This is a genomic window from Methylotuvimicrobium alcaliphilum 20Z, assembly GCF_000968535.2.
Lineage (GTDB): Bacteria > Pseudomonadota > Gammaproteobacteria > Methylococcales > Methylomonadaceae > Methylotuvimicrobium > Methylotuvimicrobium alcaliphilum.
Genome location: NC_016112.1, coordinates 4584082 through 4600118, shown reverse-complemented (window position 1 = coordinate 4600118; position 16037 = coordinate 4584082). Strand labels below are relative to the sequence as shown.

Below are 16037 nucleotides of genomic sequence, written 5' to 3'. Positions count from 1 at the left end.
ACAATCTACACTAATTTTTTATTATGGGTGTCTCAAAATCATTGACATATACCGCACTGCCGAAATTTGAAGTATGAAAGGTATATGTTTATAAAGAACTCGTCCATATGACAAGGAGAATGATTATGAACAAGAAAATGATAATTGCGTTGTTGGCACCGTTGTTTTTTGCTCCGGCTGCTTATGCGCAATTCGAACATCACAAAGGACCTGTCGATAGTTGCGTGAAATCGGCGCTCGATGCTCATCCTGGGGATATAGTATCAATGCGGGCCGAAATCGAAGACGGTAAGCCTCAGTATGAATTGGATATCCACGGCAAGGATGGTAAGCATTGGGAAGTCGAATGCGATGCCGCAAGCGGTAAAATAACCGAAACCGAGCGCGAAGTTGCGGCCGACGATCCGGAATTTACGTCGAAGGCTAAAGTCAGATTGGATGCGGCGTTAAAAACGGCATTGGACAAGTATCCGGGCAGCGTCATGAAAATCGAATATGAAATCGAAGCGGACGGCGGCGTTGCCTATGAGTTCGATATCAAAACCGCCGACGGCAAGCTGCTTGAAGTTGAAGTCGATGCAATCAACGGCAAGCTCAGCGACCCGGAAGAAGTGGTCTATCAAATCGGCTTGGATTGATAAGGCGAGTCGTAATTACGGATGCTATTGTCGCTACAATAGCATCCGATTTTTTGGCACGGACTAGGACATTGCCAACCATACGGTAGATTGGCCATTTAACAGGGGTGTTTTTCGGGAGTTTTTCCCATTGCCTTGATCGACCTTCACCTGCTAGAGTCTTCGACCAGCATATCTCTCTTTCTTCAGTTGTTTCTTGAAAATTTCGCAGTGCCATATTTCCCCCTCCGATTGATTTCAATCACCGTTTTCATTTCACTGATGCCGTTCGTTGATGCGGCCGAGCCAGTCGAAAAGGAAGCGCAAGCCTCGGCACAAACGAAAATAAGTCCGTCTGGCGAGCCCGAAGATAAGGCCGTTTTGCTTGATGTATTGTCACGGTTCGAGTCCGAGTTACGAGAACAGCTCAAAAACGCCCTTGCCGAATTGAAACAGCGTATCGAACAGGGTCCGCCCTTCCAACTCGAAGAGCGTCAAAAGCGTATAGCCCGGCTGGAAATCTTGCTGAACGATCCCGATGCCGATTTGCCGGAACAATATCGGCGCGTCGTCGAAGCGTACCGGGTCGAGCTCGATTATGCGAAGACCATCGATGCCTATCGAGCTCTGCTGAAAACCGACGGAAACGAGCGCTTGGTGGACTTCCTCAGCATCGGGCGCTTGGCTTTGTATTACCAAACCCTCAATGGCCGCGAATCGGGCATTTGGCTTAACGATAGTCGCCGTTGGCAGCGGTTGTCCGGGGAAGGCAACGAAGCGATTACTCAAGGGCTGCGCACCGCGCGGAAATTGGAGCCGCCGCAATTGATCGAACTGCCGCTGCCGGGACCTAGGAAGCCGTGACTATGAAGTTTTGGTTTGTCTTATGCCTCGCGCTTGCTTTGGTCCCACTCGCCCAAGCCGAAACCGAAGCCGTATTGACGCCGCCGGAATTGGAAACCCGTTTGGACGAAGAGCTGGCGGCCAAGGCCGCATTGTTTTCGGCGATTCGCGAAAGCGCTTCGGACCTCAAGCCCTTATACCAGCAGCTTTTTTTAGGCGGCGATGCCGCCCGGCAGAGGGCCTTGCTCAAACAATTGGCCGACTCCAAACAGATACCGGCCACAAACGATCTAAAGGCATTATTCGCCAGTTTGCAGCAGCAACTCGATGCCTTAGGGAGTGTGTCTATTATTCAGGCGCCGGTTTATGAACCTAGCGGTCAGGCCGTCGACAAGGAAGTACTAAGGCTCGGCGGTTTCAGCTTCATCGCCGATGGGCGTTATCTGGCGTATTCGCCCGAGATCGACCGATTGGTCGAATTGCCGCGCCAACCGGCGTCGAGCCTGCTCAATTCGGCGCGCCGATTTCAGCAAGTGAATGCCGATACGCTGGCGCCGGTCGCGCTCGACCCATCCGGCGGGCAGACCTTGCAGTTATTGGTGCAAATTCCGAATTTGCAAGAACGCATCGCCCAAGGCGGCATCGTCGGTTGTTTGATTGTGTTCCTGGCCGGCTTCGCTTACGCGCTCAGCGGATACCGTTTCGTGGATCTGAGCCTGGTCGGTAAACGCATCAAACAGCAACTGCAAACGACCGATTTGCGGCTCGACAACCCTTTGGGTAGGGTTCTCGCCAAGCTGGAACAGGAGACCGCATGCGATGAAGAGGCTTTGTATTTGACCGTCGAGGAAGCCTTAACCGGCGAGCGGATCAAACTGGAGCGCGCCCTGGCCTTTTTGAAATTAGTGGCGGCGATTGCTCCGATGTTGGGTTTGCTCGGTACCGTCACCGGCATGATTGAAACCTTTCAAGCCATTGCACTGCATGGCTCGGGCGATCCGAAATTGATGTCGGGGGGGATTTCGCAGGCGCTGGTTACAACCGTGCTGGGGCTGGTAGCCGCGATTCCGATTTTGTTATTCCATAGCTTGTTGCTTGGCAGATGCCAAAATTTGGGCAATTTATTGGAAGCCCATGTCGCGGCGGCTCTGGCTTTACGTCTCGAGCAACGGCATGCCGCCGAATAAAACCTAACGGTAAACAGCGATGAACGGCGATATTATCGAAAGCCTGATCATTTCGCTGCAGCGCGCCGAACAGCACATCGAGGATTTGATCGCGATGGGCGGGCCTGTCATGTGGCCGCTGCTGGCCGTTTCGCTCGTATTGTGGACATTGGTTTTGGAGCGTTATTGGTATTTGCTGCGTGTCTTTCCCGCCTATATCGAAAACAATCTTCCGGTCTTGCGCTCGCGTGCCGCGTTGATCATCGAGACTGCTGAAGTCACTTTTTTACTGCGCCGCCATCTGCGGCTCATCAAAACATTGTCCGGTATTCTGCCGATGCTGGGTTTATTGGGCACCGTGACCGGCATCGTCGAAACCTTCGATTTGATTCGCGTGTTCGGTAGCGCCGAACCACGCATCGTCGCGCGCGGGGTCTCTCAGGCACTGATCACGACGATGGCCGGATTGGTGTTGGGTTTATTCGGCGTCGCGGTCGGTTACGATCTCACTCGGCGGGCGCGCACAGGCGAGCGCCGGTTTCGCAGTCAAATCGGTCGTTATGAATAGATTGCCATGAATCGAAACAAATTATACTTCGCGCGGCCACATTTGCTGGTAAGCTAACTCGCTCTTTTGTTCGATAGCTGCGTTGCGAAAACAGTTACATAGCTTGCTATGCGCCTGTTTTCGCGCCTTGCTCTCGAACAAAATAGCATTGCCATAAAAGCCGCAAACATGACCGTACGAAGTATATTCAAAAGCCGTAACGACAACAACGAGGATCATTCCGACACGATCAACATGACACCGTTGATCGACATGGTCTTCATTCTGTTGATTTTCTTTCTGGTGACCAGCTCGTTTATCCGCGAATCGACGGTTGCGGTACAGCGCCCGAGAGCCGCGACGGCCACACCTCAGCAAAATACCGATTTGATCGTAACGATCGGCTCGGATGAACAAATCTGGCTGAACAACGACTCGGTGGATATACGCATGCTGCGCGCCCGGATCGAGCAACAAGGACTCTCGGGACCGAGCCGGTCCGTGGTCATTTTGGCCGATCAAAAGACCAGCACAGGGCTGTTGATCAAGGTCATGGACCAACTGCGCTTAGCCGGCTTGGCCACAATCTCGGTGGCGGCCAGTACGGAGCCGGACCCTTCATGAAACCGGCGCATTCGGGCCGGGTGTTGTCGGCGTCGTTTGTCGCGGCCTTGATTATTAACCTAGCTTTGCTGCTCTTGATCGGCGCATTGATCAGCCGGCGAGAAGCCGCATTGATTTCGAAAGCGAAACCGCAAGCGATCGAATTCATTCGCATGCCGCCGAAGGTCGAAGAGCCGAAACCAAAGCCCAAACCGATCGAGCCTCCCGAACCGGAGCCTAAAGCCGAGCCCGAACCGGTAAGGCCCAAGCCCAAAGCCGTCACGCCGAAACCGGTCAAGCGTGCCGCTCCAAGGAAATCGGCCCCCAAAAAAACGCCATCGCCAAGCGTTCCGGCCCCCCGCATCGATATTCCCAAACAAGGAGACGGACCTGAATTGGCACCCGTGCCGGGCACCGACTCACGCGTGACCGCGCCGCCGTCGGATTGGTCGACCGACAAGACCGAAGCGGCGGCAAGCGGTGACGGCAGCGGCGCGGGAAACAGCGGCGCGGGCGATCGAGCCTTGGTGGTGTTATCGCGCACGATGCCGCGTTACCCGCGTCGGGCGCGCGAACGCGGTATCGAAGGCTGGGTTCGCCTAGAAATCGTCGTGAAGCCGAATGGGACGGTCGGCGATGCCCGAGTCATCGATGCTAACCCGAAACAAATTTTCGATCAGGCGGCCCTCGAAGCGATCCGGCGCTGGCGATTCAAACCGACATACAAGGACGGCCGCGCAGTCGAACAGAGAGTAGTCCAGGAAATCAGCTTTCGGCTCGATAGACGGCGTTAATCGAGTATTCAATTCGCTAAGAAACAAGCTGAATGTAAATATTCAGTCCCCGCCTGGGGTTCCTAATCGCAAAGCGATTCGGGTTGCATTTCTAGTTCCCACGGTCCTCCGTGGGAACCCATACCTTGGCTGTCGAGGCAAGACCGGTTTAGATCTCCACAGAGGGCAGAGTGCTCAACGTTATACACAAGTATCGGTAAACTTGCTAGACAGGTTATCGCTCCTATGACTGTATGCTCTGTGGGAGCGATTCCCAGATCGTCCCTCACCTAACGCTAGGTGAGGGAAAGCCGCAAACGTCAGTAAGCAATAAATGCTATCGAGGTCGTATTGGCTAAGATGGCATCAAAAGTTTAAGTTATTTTGTGCTCATTCTTAATCGGAATATCAACATCGATGGCACCAGGACATTGCACACATGAAAGCCAAATTAAAACTAATCGCCGGTTTCGTTTTATTGGAAACGATCGATATCATTCCGTTGCCGATTACGACATTGGTTGCGGTCTATATCGTCTGGAAAAAGCCGCTTTGGTTTAAAAACCTGGTGCTGGAGCTTTATCAAGCGGACGAGCCGAAGGCTAAGGAACGGGATGATAAGTCATTGAATTAGCTTCGGTGAAATAGAGTTCAACAACGGGCATATACCTTTCGCACTTCATGCCAGAGGAGGCGACGAATTTTGATCTACGACGGGTATAAATTCTTCGTTCCCACCGATCCAGCCTGGGAATGCATACTAAAGTTGGCAAATTCCACAAGGTTGCATAACCTGAAGAGGGGCATACATAATATCTCGGCATAAGTCTGTGCTGAAATAATGAAACAAGAGACATGGCGAACCACATCCGCGTCATGAAAACATTTTTGACCGATTTATTTAAGGAGACCGCGATGCCTAAAAAAACCGCGAAGAAGCAAAAAAACGATGAAAATCAAGAAACGCTGCGGGATTTGCAACGCCGCGCCGATGAATTCATCAATGAAGGGTTCATATCCGGTGAAATGGACGAGTCGTCCGAAGCATTGAATAAAAAGTTTATGGACTATATCGATGCGTACGAGGATACGAAATGGGTAGCGACCTTCGACTTACTGTTGCAATGCGGCATGACCTTGCCGAACCCGGAAGAGTTGGACGATACGCAACTCAGCGCCAAATTGTGGGAGGTCATTAATGGGTTAGCGATGCTGCGCATGTTTCTCTACTGCACGGATCACCTTAACGACCGCGAACTCTACGAAATGCTTTGGCATGACGTGTTGCGCGAGGAAGGCCCGGTCATGCCGTTAGACAACGACTCTGCCTTCCATATCGACATATTGGGCAGCGGCAGCGAGACAGATATGATGCTTTACCTTCGCTTTTATGCGGATAAAGAAGAACGTCGCAACTGGGCGAAAGATTGGCCGGAAGATCTCATCCCTCCTCATGAAGAGCCTCCTTACGATCGAGACCGGCACTTGCCGAGCCGCGATCAAACGCAATGGCGTATTGACGGCAAACCGTCGTAAAACAAAACTGTACTGCAACTTAGGATTTCGTTGTCTCGTTCCCAAGCTCCAGCTCTTATCGTTATACACAAATATCGGTAAACTTGCTAAACAAAGGTCATCGTATACCCGGCAACGGTGCTGTTTGATAAATCTGCGGATATTGAACATCAGTGGCTCCGAAATCGCGATCTGGGGATCGCTCCCAGTGCGCCCAGGAGGGCACAAAATCAGCAGGGTGTAAGTCCCTGTCGGCGTAAGCCATAACGTCGGGGAAAAGGGGTCAGGTTACTTTTTAGGATCAAAGGTGGTCTGGACGTTTAGGTGATCGGCAATATCATGGTCGATTTATTTAACGGTTCCTGATTAGCAAGTTTCTTCAGCTAAAGCCCAAAAACCAGCATATCCCTAGCAGGACGGGGTTTGCAACCCCGTTCTAAACGTTTTGACTTTGGCCGAAGTCAGCCGAAATGTTTAGGGCAAACCGAAACGTTGGGGACGGGTTAAATAACCCGTCCCGCAGAAGTGGCTACGACTGGTCACTGCTCGGACAGTTGGCTTCGGCAAGCTGAAGCATCTTGCTAATCAGGTAACGGTTTGCATAATCAATTGGCTTTATAAAGCAGCCTGACCAGCACTAACGCCGGAAAAACATGCCATGCAAAACTCCGAAACCCCATGAATAAATTGAACAAAAAATGTAGCATACTCGTAAACTTAAGATTAAGGTTAGATGCAAATTAATTGATATATACCTTTCGCACTTCAAATTTCGGCAGTGCCCGAGGAGGCGCCGGGGTGTCCGATCCCTTACCTAACGCTAGGTGAGGGACCAGCATGGAGCTGGCATAGAGTCTACATGGACGTATTCACCCAGCACCTAAATTCCCTAGCCCATTGACCATGGTTAATAGTCTTAGATAATTTAGGTGCTGGGTTCGCGGCGTCCTTTGACGGACACCCCGGTGCCGAATTTTGATCTACGATGGGTATACTTTTGTGTCTCATTCTCAAGTTCTACTTGGGAATACCTACCTTTAAGCTCTGCTTATCGTTCGCCAAGCGGAGCTTGACGGTAGAGACTCCCAAACAAGAGTTTGGGAGCGAGCAAAAAGCGTAGAAATTTGATGTATGTGGTTATCGCTCTAAATTTATTATCCATCGCGTTTTTTGGACGGTAACAGACGCGCCAACCAAGGCTTGTCCTCACGGGGTTTAAATTCAGAATCTTCCTGCTGAATCCGCCGCTGCAATGCATCCTGCTCGCGTTTGTGCTGCTCCAATCGCTGCCGGATGTCTTGCAGGTGCTCACTTGAAATAGATAGACGAATGAAGTCATGATCCTTGCGAAGCATGAATCTGGTTACTTCATCGAGCAATTCGTAATTGATTTCCTCGGGCAAGAAAACCTTGTCAAACACATCGAAATTGAAATGATTGCGTATTTGCAGTTTGATTTTGGACTGCTGATAATCGACTTCAAACCGCAGAAATACTGGAACAGATCGTTGTATTCGAAATTGCGTACAAACGCGGCCCTCTCGCATAGGCAAGGGTTTCCAGTCGAAATTGAGTTTTTTTTCATGCAGGAAGGAAATTTCCCGCTCGATCGCGCCCTTTCCTTCCCGCGGCAGATAAAATTCGCCTTCACCGACACAGGAATACGACACATTGATCTGCATCAGCTTATTGATATCGGTAAAACCCATGATGCCATCGGTATTGATTTTATAGTTGGTCTGCTTCAGCCTGCCGAATTGCGGATACAGATCGCTGTAGTTTTCGACTTCGATCGCGTGTTCCAAAAAATTGAGATGATCGACCAGCTCTTTCATGAAACGAAAAGCCTGCTGCATGCGAGGCAGGATGTCACGTCGATAATTAGCGGCCAATTGCTGGTCGAGTTCCTTTTGCGAAAACTGATCCTGTTGTTTCTTGGCGGCTTCGGTGCGAAGTTGTTCGAGTATTCCCATATCGAGGTACCCAGGTCGAGATAAATTCGATTGATTAACAAAAAAGCGCGGAACGTCCATACAGGATTTGTCCAGTACCGCGCATCCCTGCGTTCCAGAAAATACGGATTAAATCGGCATTCCCCTGGCAGATATTGTATGCGGCTCGACCTGTTGGAACAACCAGAACCATAAGTTTCCGGCGGAAACCATCAGTAGTGAACGCGTCACAACATTTGCGGCTGCCCCGTTCGAACACTTTGCAGGCGCCCGCGAGACCTCATCAAGGGAAAAAGGGGTCAGGTTACATTCTTGTGCTATTATTTCGTTCGTCCTTTAAACATACCAAAGCCATGCCCCGCCTCCCGCGCCTCGACTTGCCTAATATCCCGCAGCATATTGTGCAACGCGGCAATAATCGCCAACCCATTTTCTTTGATGAAAATGATTATTCGATCTATCTCGAATATCTGTGTGAAGCCTTGGCGAAGAACTATTGCAAGCTTTACGCTTTCGTTCAGATGACGAATCATGTTCATTTGTTGGCAGTGAGCGAGGCTCCGGGCGGGATTTCCGGTTTGATGCAATCGGTCGGCCGGCGGTATGTCCGTTACATCAATAAGACCTACCAGCGCACCGGAACGCTCTTCGAAGGGCGTTTCAAATCGAGTTTGATCGACAGCGAGCGTTACTTGTTGACTTGCATGCGTTATATTGAACTGAATCCGGTGCGTGCCGGCATGGTGGACTACCCTTGGGATTACCGGTGGTCCAGTTGCCGGCATCATGTGACCGGAATCGGCATGGAATGGTTGGAGGAGCCGCCGGAATATCGCCTGCTGGCTCCGAAACCCAAAGCCCGAGCAATGGCCTACCGTGAACTCTGCAAGCAAGTCTTGGATGACAATGATATTCGAGCGATACGTGCGCATTTGAACAAAGATTGTGCGCTGGGTTCGGACAAGTTTCAGCATGAAATCGAGGCTGTTTTGGGTCGACGCGTCAAAATTGCGCCGCAAGGTCGCCCCAAAAAAGCCAGAGATGGCAATAAAAAGTAACCTGACCCCTTTTAGAGATGTCTGATAGTTTTCGACTGCAAAAAATTATTCTGATCGACAGCTTTTGGCCCGGCAAGTCCGTTTTGCTGAAGCTGGATGGTCACACCAATCTGAGCGGCACGAACGGCGCCGGCAAGACCACTTTCCTGCGTTTGATGCAGTTGTTCTGGGGCGAGCGGCCGAGCAATATCGTCGGCGGCAGCGGCAGCAAAAAAGGCTTTCTGGATTATTACCTGCCGCGCGGAAGCAGCTGTCTGGTCTACGAATATCAACGTCCGCACGGTCAGGTCTGTCATGTCATGGTACAGAGCGACGGGCGCGGCGCCAAATACAAGTTCATCGACGCCCCTTATCGGCAGGATTTTTATATCGGCGAGAACGGTCTGCCGCGCGACAGCCACAGCATCGAACGCCTCTACAAGACGCTGAACGCCGAGGCTTCCCGTTTCGTCGCGGTCGACGATTATTGCAGCATCATCCAGTGCCATCAGGTCAGTAGCGGCAAGCGCTGGTTGCGTCCGCTGCAACAACGCTTTGCGATGGGTTTCGCGCCGATGACGCATATCGAGAAGGTCATCGGTTCGGTCATCGAAAAAATCGGCGATTTCGACGTGATCAAACAAATGCTGATCGATATCTCGCGCAACAAACTCAGCCAGACCTTCCTGCAGAACGAAGACGAGCAGCAGCCCTTTCAACTGAACAAACAGCACATCGATGCGTGGCTGTCCGACTTGACTGCGGCGCGGGAAATCGAGGCCAAGCGCGGCGATTTCGACGAATTGTTGCAGACGATAGGCGAGTACAAGGAAACGCTCAAGACCCTATCGCATATTCACGCGCTCGCGCTCGAAAGTCATAAAACCGGCCTGAAGGAAAAAGACGCGCTCGAACAAAGCCTGAGCGAACTTAACGAACAGCGCGACCGATTGCAGCAGGAGCACGATAGCCAGTTGGACCCGAAAACCGACGAGCTGATCGAATGTAACGAGCGGCTGAAAGAACTGAATTATCAGATCGACGCGCTCGAAATGCAGAAACTCGATTATGAACGGCAGGATGCCGAAAGCTTTGCGTTCAAGGCTTCGTTACTCGAACAGCATGTCGAAAGACAGGTGAAAATCAAGAGCGAGATCGAAGCGCTGGAAAGCAAGACGCAGGAAATCAAGGCTTACTACGAGAAACAACTCGACGAATTACGGCATACTCACGACAGCCAGATCCAGACCTTCGAGCGGCAATGCGCAGAAGCGCAGTTATCGCAAGAAAAGAGTCTGCGTGAGACCGATGAGGCGTTTCAGCAACGCAAAGAACAATTGCGGCAGGCTAAGGAAAGCCGGTTGCACCCAGTCAAGGCGCAGCAAACGCAATGGCTGACCGAATTCGAAGTCGAAAAGAGCCGTTTGAGGAATCCGCCGATTCCGGAAGCTTTGACCGAACAGCAAGCCAAAAACCGGCAGGCGCTCGAAGCAGCCGTCATGGAAAACCGACTCGCCTATCAGGCACGGCATGACGCGCAAAATGACTACCAGAGCAAGCTCGATCAATTCCGGCAGATCGAACAAAAGCTCAAGGACAAAAATACCGAACTCAGAAACTTGCGCGAGCGCCATGCGCAGTGCCTGAAACGCTTGAGACCGGAATCCGGCACGCTGCAGCATTATCTCGACAATGAAGTCGAAGGTTGGCAAAACACCATCGGACGCGTGATTGCGCCGGAACTGCTCGATCATACCGGCCTCGACCCTCAGTGGAATGAAAACGCAAGCGACGATTTCTACGGACTACGGATCGCGCTCGATGCGTTGGCCGAGCGAAGCTATTTGACCGCCGACAAACTGCGTCTGGAGCAAGAGGAAAAAAATCTGTTCGACAAATTGAACGTGCTCGGTGGAGAAATCGAAGACCTCGAAGCGAGTCTGGCTCTCGCGAACAAGCAGCGCGAGCATGCCAAGGCCGAGCTCGACAAGACCCAGCAACGGGTCAAGCGCGTCGAAAAAAACGAAGCGCATCTGCAAGACGAAGCGAATGCGCTGGCGGACCGGATCAAGGTCGAAACCGAAAAAGCGCGCCGCGACATCGAATTGAATATACAGCGCTTGTCTTGCGACATCGAAGGCAGTAATAAAACCATCGCCGCGATTGAGGCGGAACACGAACAGGCGATGCATGCATTGCATGACGAACATCTGGGCCGGAAAGGCGTCATCGAGTCGGACGGCCAACGTCTGATTGCGACGATCAGAGAACAAATCGCCGCCGATACCGAACGCTTCGAACAGGAAAAACGCCGCATACAGCAGCAACTGAACAGCGAGCTGAAGGACAGCGGCGCCGACGACACGATCGTGAAATTGTCGGAACAGCTCAACAAGGCGAAGGGTCTCGAAAAAGAATCAAGAGAATTCCAACGTAAGCATGAAGAATACCAGACGTGGCTGCAGCAACGTTGGAAGGAACATCCCGATCTATGCCGCCGGCGCGGCGATTGGGAGAGTAAAAGCCGGCAACTGAACGATGCGATCGAGCAGCTCAAGCAGGAATTCAAGCGTCGACGAACGCAGTTGAATCAACAGATCGCAGCACAGCAGGAACAACTGAAAAAGCGTCTCGGTTTGTTGAATCAACTGGAGCAATGCATGGAGCTGTTGAAAAGCAGTCCGCCGACCTATGCGGAAGAGCTGCATGCATACGCGGCCGACACGCTGCCGCGTCTAACCCAGGAGACGGTCAAGGATCGCAAGCGTCAGGAGCATGCGATCCACAGCGGCAAGCAGATTCTCGTGCAATTGTTCGGCAAACATCACCGCAGCCAGTTGGCCGAAGCCTGGCAACAGGCGCTGGCCGCGCCGGGGAATAGCGGGCCGTTTTTTCAGAACGAGGCCTTGGAGATCGAACAGCCGTTGATCGATGTGCTGCAAATGGTCGAACACGTCAGGCAAGCCACCGCGCAACAGATCGAACTGCATGCGACCGGTGTCAATGCCTTTTATCAGCATCTTTACAACTTCGACCGCGCGATCAAGCATACCGGCTCGGAGCTGTCCAAGTACATCAGCGAAGAACAGTATTTCGCCGCGCTGGGCGAGATCACCGTCAACGTCCGCTCGAAGATGAACGATCTGGAATATTGGCAGGCGCTGAAAAAATTCGGCGACAATTACAGTCAATATCGCGACAACGCCGAGTTGATCGGTCATCGGGACATTCCCGACGAGCTGATTCAGGCGATGAGCGAGCTGACCGCGCTGCTGCCTTCGTCGGGTTTCAAGATCAAGCATTTGTCGCTGTTCGACATCGAGTTCAGCATCTACGAGAACGGCCAGCTCAAGCACGCCCGTAACGCGAAGGAACTGAAGGACGTCAGTTCCACCGGCCTGTCCTATCTGGCCTTGATCACGTTCTTCACCGGCGTGACGGCGATGCTGCGCAAGCAGAATCCGACTGTTGTTTGCTGGCCGATCGATGAGCTGGGCGATTTGGCGCCCGAGAACATCGAGGCGATGATGAATCTGCTCGCGAAACAGAACATACAGATTTTGTCGGCGACGCCGACCGCCGACCGGCATGTGCTCGCCCTGTTCAGCCGGCGCTATCTGCTGAACAAGCAACGGCTGCATGAGGTCGAACTGCCGGCCAGCAAGCTCGATCAGTTGTTGAATGCGATGCAACGGGAGAGCGCCGATGTTTAAGCAGGTCGCCGAAGCGCTGCTGAGCGGTCATTTCATTTGCCCGACCGCCTATCCCGATGCCTACGATTATTTGTCGCAGCCGGCCAATGCGGACAAGATCGACGCCTTTCTGAAACCGTTGGACAGAACGTTGTTGTCGTTGGACGGCGAAGTCTATTACGCCGCCTACACGGTCGTCGACGACAGCAACCGCGGCCCCATCCGCGAAGCCTTCGCCGAAATCCGCGCGCAATTGCGCCCGGTCGTCGAATGGATGGACATGGTCATGACCGCGCTCGGGCAGGACATGCCGATACGGGCGCGCGACGAAATTCGTATGACGCAGCTTTTGAACGCTATCGAGCACGAGCCGTCGCTGACCGAGCAATTGAACCGGCTGACCCAATTGACGCTGTTCAAGACCAGCAAGACTGCGATCTCCGAACAGTTGTCGTGGGTCTTGCAAAAACTGGAGCAGAGCGGCTATCTGGTCAAGCCGAATCCGCAGGGCTCGCTGTATCTTGCGACCGGTAAGATCGATTATCTGCACCGCATCATCGCGTTTCTGAACGATGCCGAGGCGTTGGAGCTCGACAAGCACGCAGTCAATGCCGACGACGTCGAGCAGCAGGAATTGTTTCTATGAGTTTCGACCGGGAACAGATCGCCGGCTTGATCCGTAAGCTGGCCGGTGCCGACCGCTTGCTGGCGCAAACTTATATCGACGGAACGGTCTTCGTCGGCGACGACAACCGTGGCTCGATCGACAGTCTGAAAAAGGCCGGTATCTTACGTACCGCCGACGTCAGCGACGAATACCGCCTGACCGGCGACGTCAAACGCCTGATCGATCGCTTGCTGCTGCGCAATCAGCGCTATCAACAGGCGATCGACCTGGGCAAGATGATCCTGACCGTCGAGGAAGACATCGAGGACTATCGGCGCGCGATCGAGCGAAACGATCAGGACGAGGCGCGCTATCATCTGGAACAGATCGACGACACGCTGTACGAGGCGATCGAATCGCTGGAAACGAGCCTGTCCGTGATGTTCGCGGCGATTACGAGCCAGTTCGGTTTCGTCTCGTCGCTGAACAGCAAGATCCGGCAGAACCGGCGCGCATTGGCGTATGCGCAGCGGCTGGTGCAGGAGCTCAACCAGGTCGATTTGAACGATTGTTACGACTGGCTGAGCTGGGCCGCGATTCCGCCCGAGCTGAGCCGCAAGATCATCCGTTTCATCGATCAATACAAGAGCATCGTCGAGCGGCTGACCAGCATCGTCGCTCGCATGAAGACCCTGCTGTTCACGCTGCGGCTACAGGAACAGACCGCGAACCGTACCCGTGCGATGGCTCAATTTCTGAGGCAACACCCGGAATGGGAACCGTTGGACTGGAGCATCGAAGCGGCCGCACCGGAACTGCTCAGGCGCGGTTCGGGCCTGAATTTGTCGCCCGGCATCGACACGGCCAATCCGGTCCTTCAAGCTGATCTCGTCGAGATCGTGCAGGAATTGAGACGGCAAACCAACCCGCTCGCGCCGCCGCCTCGAGACAATGCCTCAGTGCCGCTCGACACGCAGATGCCGGAGCGTATCGAATATCATCGAGACCTTTACGAGAGCCATATCGAAAACCTATTCGCATCGGCGCTCGAGCGGCAAGGCCGCAGCACGTCGGCGCTTCAGTATTGGCAAGGCGAAGGGCTCGAAATCAAGGCCGAATTGTGGCTGGACATGGTGTTCGCGCAATATTGCTGCCTGCCGCAGCGCATGAGAAGCGTCGTCGCGCTGGAGATGCAGGGTGAAAATCTGTCCGCTTTCAACGGCAATCAAGTGATTCACGAGATTTCTTTACGCAGGGTGTAAATGAATGAACCGAAAACTGTTCAACTGGATCAGCGAACTCGTAGCGAGCGGGCCAGATCGCAGCACGACTCGTCCCGTCAGTGCGTTGGGTAGCGAAGTGACCGAACGTTATCGGTGCGGACATTTGCACAACGGCAAACTGGTCTTCACCGCGCAGGACAAGCTCGAACTGCGCCGGCGGGTTCGCGAGGAAACCGGCTTCGACCCCTTGCGCGAATCCCTGCCGGACGACAGGCTGGAAATCGCCAAGTTTCATGCCAACGAAAAACTGGCAGGGAAACCGGTCAGCGATGATTATCTGCTGCTGAACAGTCCCGACGGGTTTGTCTGCATCAACGATAAGCAAATAACGCTGCATCCCGAGTCGATACCGGCCGCGGGTCTGTTTTGTCTGAATTCCGGTATCGAATCGGTGGACCACGACGCCCTCGTCGTGGTCGAAAACCTCGCGATCATGTCCTTATGTGCTTCATTTGAATTGCCGCCTATGGCACGGCGGGCATTATGGGCTTATCGCGGCGATCCGAAAACCGGCTCTAAAACAAATGTCTGCCACGATTTCGTCGACCGTTTCGGTGCGAACAAAACCGTCGTCGTATTCAGCGATATGGATCCGAAAGGTTTGGAAATTGCATTGACGATGCCGCATGCTAATTACTGGCTCGGTCCGGTGCCGGAATCTTGGCAAACTTGGTTGAAAAAACAAGAAGTAGGAAATAGCGATGGCTATTATCTTCAGGCGAGGTCGATGACTTATCTGAAACGCCTTTCCGGAGCCGGTGCGCTGTCCGAGCCGATGAGTGCCTTAATAGAGTGTCTGCAAAACGAACGCAGCAGTTGCCGGCAAGAGCACATGTATAGCCACAAAATCGAGTTAGGCTTATTGCCGATACGCCGCTAGCGGAAGGCCTTGATACGAACGTAACTCCAGGCGTAGGGTGCGCATCGCGGACCCTAGCGCCGTAGGATGGGTAGTAGCGAAGCGGAAACCCATCGCTTTGTTTGAGTGCAGGTACGGTTGCGAGAACGCTGCCATTTACCAAATCCGCGATATGCTGTTACCCAAGCTCTAGCTTGGGTAACCTGTTCAGGAAGCTGGAGCTTCCAGGGTGTCTTTCCCAAGCTGGAGCTCTCATCGTTATACATAAATTGTAGGGTACGCTGCGCGTACCAAAGCCGTGCCCTGACGGTTCGGTCGGCACATGAATATCGCGGGGTTACCATGGTACGTACAGCGTACCCTACGCGGTTCGTCTAGCGTTAGGTGATCCGCTAATGTTAAGTGACAATAAATGGTATCGAGGTCTCATTGGTTAAGATTGCAAAAGGGTAATTTTTGACTTATGTATAACGATGAGAGCTGGAGCTTGGGAAAGAGCGTGATGTGGATTGGCCGTTTTTAGCTTGACGCGCATGGCTTGCG

At 52.9% G+C, this 16037-nt stretch carries 14 protein-coding genes; 13 read left to right on the top strand and 1 reads right to left on the bottom strand.

The window, feature by feature from the left end; translation table 11 throughout:
- Nucleotides 1–125 precede the first annotated feature (125 nt).
- The 8 genes from MEALZ_RS19615 to MEALZ_RS19580 all read left to right on the top strand — a co-directional run bounded on the left by MEALZ_RS19615 (nucleotide 126) and on the right by MEALZ_RS19580 (nucleotide 6085).
- Entirely contained in the window at nucleotides 126–638 is a 513-nt protein-coding gene (locus MEALZ_RS19615) for a PepSY domain-containing protein (protein ID WP_014150398.1), read from the top strand.
- 261 nt (nucleotides 639–899) lie between these two features.
- On the top strand, nucleotides 900–1481 hold the full coding sequence (locus MEALZ_RS19610; RefSeq protein WP_014150397.1) for a DUF3450 domain-containing protein: 582 nt from the start codon (nucleotides 900–902) through the stop codon (nucleotides 1479–1481).
- 2 nt (nucleotides 1482–1483) lie between these two features.
- Complete coding sequence (locus MEALZ_RS19605; RefSeq protein ID WP_014150396.1) at nucleotides 1484–2647, top strand: MotA/TolQ/ExbB proton channel family protein; 1164 nt, start codon at nucleotides 1484–1486, stop codon at nucleotides 2645–2647.
- A 19-nt stretch (nucleotides 2648–2666) separates the two neighbouring features.
- Nucleotides 2667–3194 carry a MotA/TolQ/ExbB proton channel family protein gene (locus MEALZ_RS19600; RefSeq protein ID WP_014150395.1) on the top strand — a complete coding sequence of 176 codons (528 nt, stop codon included), beginning with the start codon at nucleotides 2667–2669 and terminating at the stop codon, nucleotides 3192–3194.
- A 168-nt stretch (nucleotides 3195–3362) separates the two neighbouring features.
- Nucleotides 3363–3797 carry an ExbD/TolR family protein gene (locus MEALZ_RS19595; protein WP_046061716.1) on the top strand — a complete coding sequence of 145 codons (435 nt, stop codon included), beginning with the start codon at nucleotides 3363–3365 and terminating at the stop codon, nucleotides 3795–3797.
- Entirely contained in the window at nucleotides 3794–4570 is a 777-nt protein-coding gene (locus MEALZ_RS19590; protein WP_014150393.1) for an energy transducer TonB, read from the top strand. Before MEALZ_RS19595 ends, MEALZ_RS19590 begins: the two co-directional genes overlap by 4 nt.
- A gap of 418 nt (nucleotides 4571–4988) precedes the next feature.
- Nucleotides 4989–5183, top strand: coding sequence for a hypothetical protein (locus MEALZ_RS19585; protein WP_014150392.1), 195 nt, complete (start codon nucleotides 4989–4991; stop codon nucleotides 5181–5183).
- A 281-nt stretch (nucleotides 5184–5464) separates the two neighbouring features.
- Nucleotides 5465–6085, top strand: a complete 621-nt coding sequence (locus tag MEALZ_RS19580) for a hypothetical protein (RefSeq protein ID WP_162472994.1) — start codon at nucleotides 5465–5467, stop codon at nucleotides 6083–6085.
- A gap of 1133 nt (nucleotides 6086–7218) precedes the next feature.
- On the opposite strand, the gene MEALZ_RS19575 is transcribed toward MEALZ_RS19580, so the two are convergent.
- On the bottom strand, nucleotides 7219–8037 hold the full coding sequence (locus MEALZ_RS19575) for a hypothetical protein (protein ID WP_014150390.1): 819 nt from the start codon (nucleotides 8035–8037) through the stop codon (nucleotides 7219–7221).
- Nucleotides 8038–8369: 332 nt separating this feature from the next.
- On the opposite strand from MEALZ_RS19575, the gene MEALZ_RS19570 reads away from it, so the two are divergent.
- From MEALZ_RS19570 to MEALZ_RS19550, 5 genes are read left to right on the top strand one after another with little or no spacing between them, the layout of a single operon-like run.
- On the top strand, nucleotides 8370–9074 hold the full coding sequence (locus MEALZ_RS19570) for a transposase (RefSeq protein ID WP_014150389.1): 705 nt from the start codon (nucleotides 8370–8372) through the stop codon (nucleotides 9072–9074).
- Between the two features lie 17 nt (nucleotides 9075–9091).
- The gene (locus MEALZ_RS19565) at nucleotides 9092–12766 is read left to right on the top strand and encodes an ATP-binding protein (RefSeq protein ID WP_014150388.1); all 3675 of its coding nucleotides are present in this window, start codon (nucleotides 9092–9094) and stop codon (nucleotides 12764–12766) included.
- Nucleotides 12759–13391, top strand: a complete 633-nt coding sequence (locus MEALZ_RS19560) for a condensin complex protein MksE (protein ID WP_014150387.1) — start codon at nucleotides 12759–12761, stop codon at nucleotides 13389–13391. Before MEALZ_RS19565 ends, MEALZ_RS19560 begins: the two co-directional genes overlap by 8 nt.
- Complete coding sequence (locus MEALZ_RS19555; RefSeq protein ID WP_014150386.1) at nucleotides 13388–14614, top strand: hypothetical protein; 1227 nt, start codon at nucleotides 13388–13390, stop codon at nucleotides 14612–14614. Before MEALZ_RS19560 ends, MEALZ_RS19555 begins: the two co-directional genes overlap by 4 nt.
- Before the next feature lie 4 nt (nucleotides 14615–14618).
- A complete protein-coding gene (locus MEALZ_RS19550; RefSeq protein ID WP_014150385.1) occupies nucleotides 14619–15515 on the top strand; it encodes a DUF7281 domain-containing protein in 897 nt (298 codons plus the stop codon).
- The last annotated feature ends 522 nt before the right edge of the window (nucleotides 15516–16037 follow it).

What these genes read in the sequence shown, in the direction of transcription:
- MEALZ_RS19565 (WP_014150388.1), top strand. Translation starts at nt 9,092, where the DNA reads ATGTCTGATAGTTTTCGACTGCAAAAAATTATTCTGATCGACAGCTTT.
- MEALZ_RS19595 (WP_046061716.1), top strand. Translation starts at nt 3,363, where the DNA reads ATGACCGTACGAAGTATATTCAAAAGCCGTAACGACAACAACGAGGAT.
- MEALZ_RS19585 (WP_014150392.1), top strand. Translation starts at nt 4,989, where the DNA reads ATGAAAGCCAAATTAAAACTAATCGCCGGTTTCGTTTTATTGGAAACG.
- MEALZ_RS19615 (WP_014150398.1), top strand. Translation starts at nt 126, where the DNA reads ATGAACAAGAAAATGATAATTGCGTTGTTGGCACCGTTGTTTTTTGCT.
- MEALZ_RS19550 (WP_014150385.1), top strand. Translation starts at nt 14,619, where the DNA reads ATGAACCGAAAACTGTTCAACTGGATCAGCGAACTCGTAGCGAGCGGG.
- MEALZ_RS19600 (WP_014150395.1), top strand. Translation starts at nt 2,667, where the DNA reads ATGAACGGCGATATTATCGAAAGCCTGATCATTTCGCTGCAGCGCGCC.
- MEALZ_RS19590 (WP_014150393.1), top strand. Translation starts at nt 3,794, where the DNA reads ATGAAACCGGCGCATTCGGGCCGGGTGTTGTCGGCGTCGTTTGTCGCG.
- MEALZ_RS19555 (WP_014150386.1), top strand. Translation starts at nt 13,388, where the DNA reads ATGAGTTTCGACCGGGAACAGATCGCCGGCTTGATCCGTAAGCTGGCC.
- MEALZ_RS19580 (WP_162472994.1), top strand. Translation starts at nt 5,465, where the DNA reads ATGCCTAAAAAAACCGCGAAGAAGCAAAAAAACGATGAAAATCAAGAA.
- MEALZ_RS19575 (WP_014150390.1), bottom strand. Translation starts at nt 8,037, where the DNA reads ATGGGAATACTCGAACAACTTCGCACCGAAGCCGCCAAGAAACAACAG.
- MEALZ_RS19610 (WP_014150397.1), top strand. Translation starts at nt 900, where the DNA reads ATGCCGTTCGTTGATGCGGCCGAGCCAGTCGAAAAGGAAGCGCAAGCC.
- MEALZ_RS19560 (WP_014150387.1), top strand. Translation starts at nt 12,759, where the DNA reads ATGTTTAAGCAGGTCGCCGAAGCGCTGCTGAGCGGTCATTTCATTTGC.
- MEALZ_RS19570 (WP_014150389.1), top strand. Translation starts at nt 8,370, where the DNA reads ATGCCCCGCCTCCCGCGCCTCGACTTGCCTAATATCCCGCAGCATATT.
- MEALZ_RS19605 (WP_014150396.1), top strand. Translation starts at nt 1,484, where the DNA reads ATGAAGTTTTGGTTTGTCTTATGCCTCGCGCTTGCTTTGGTCCCACTC.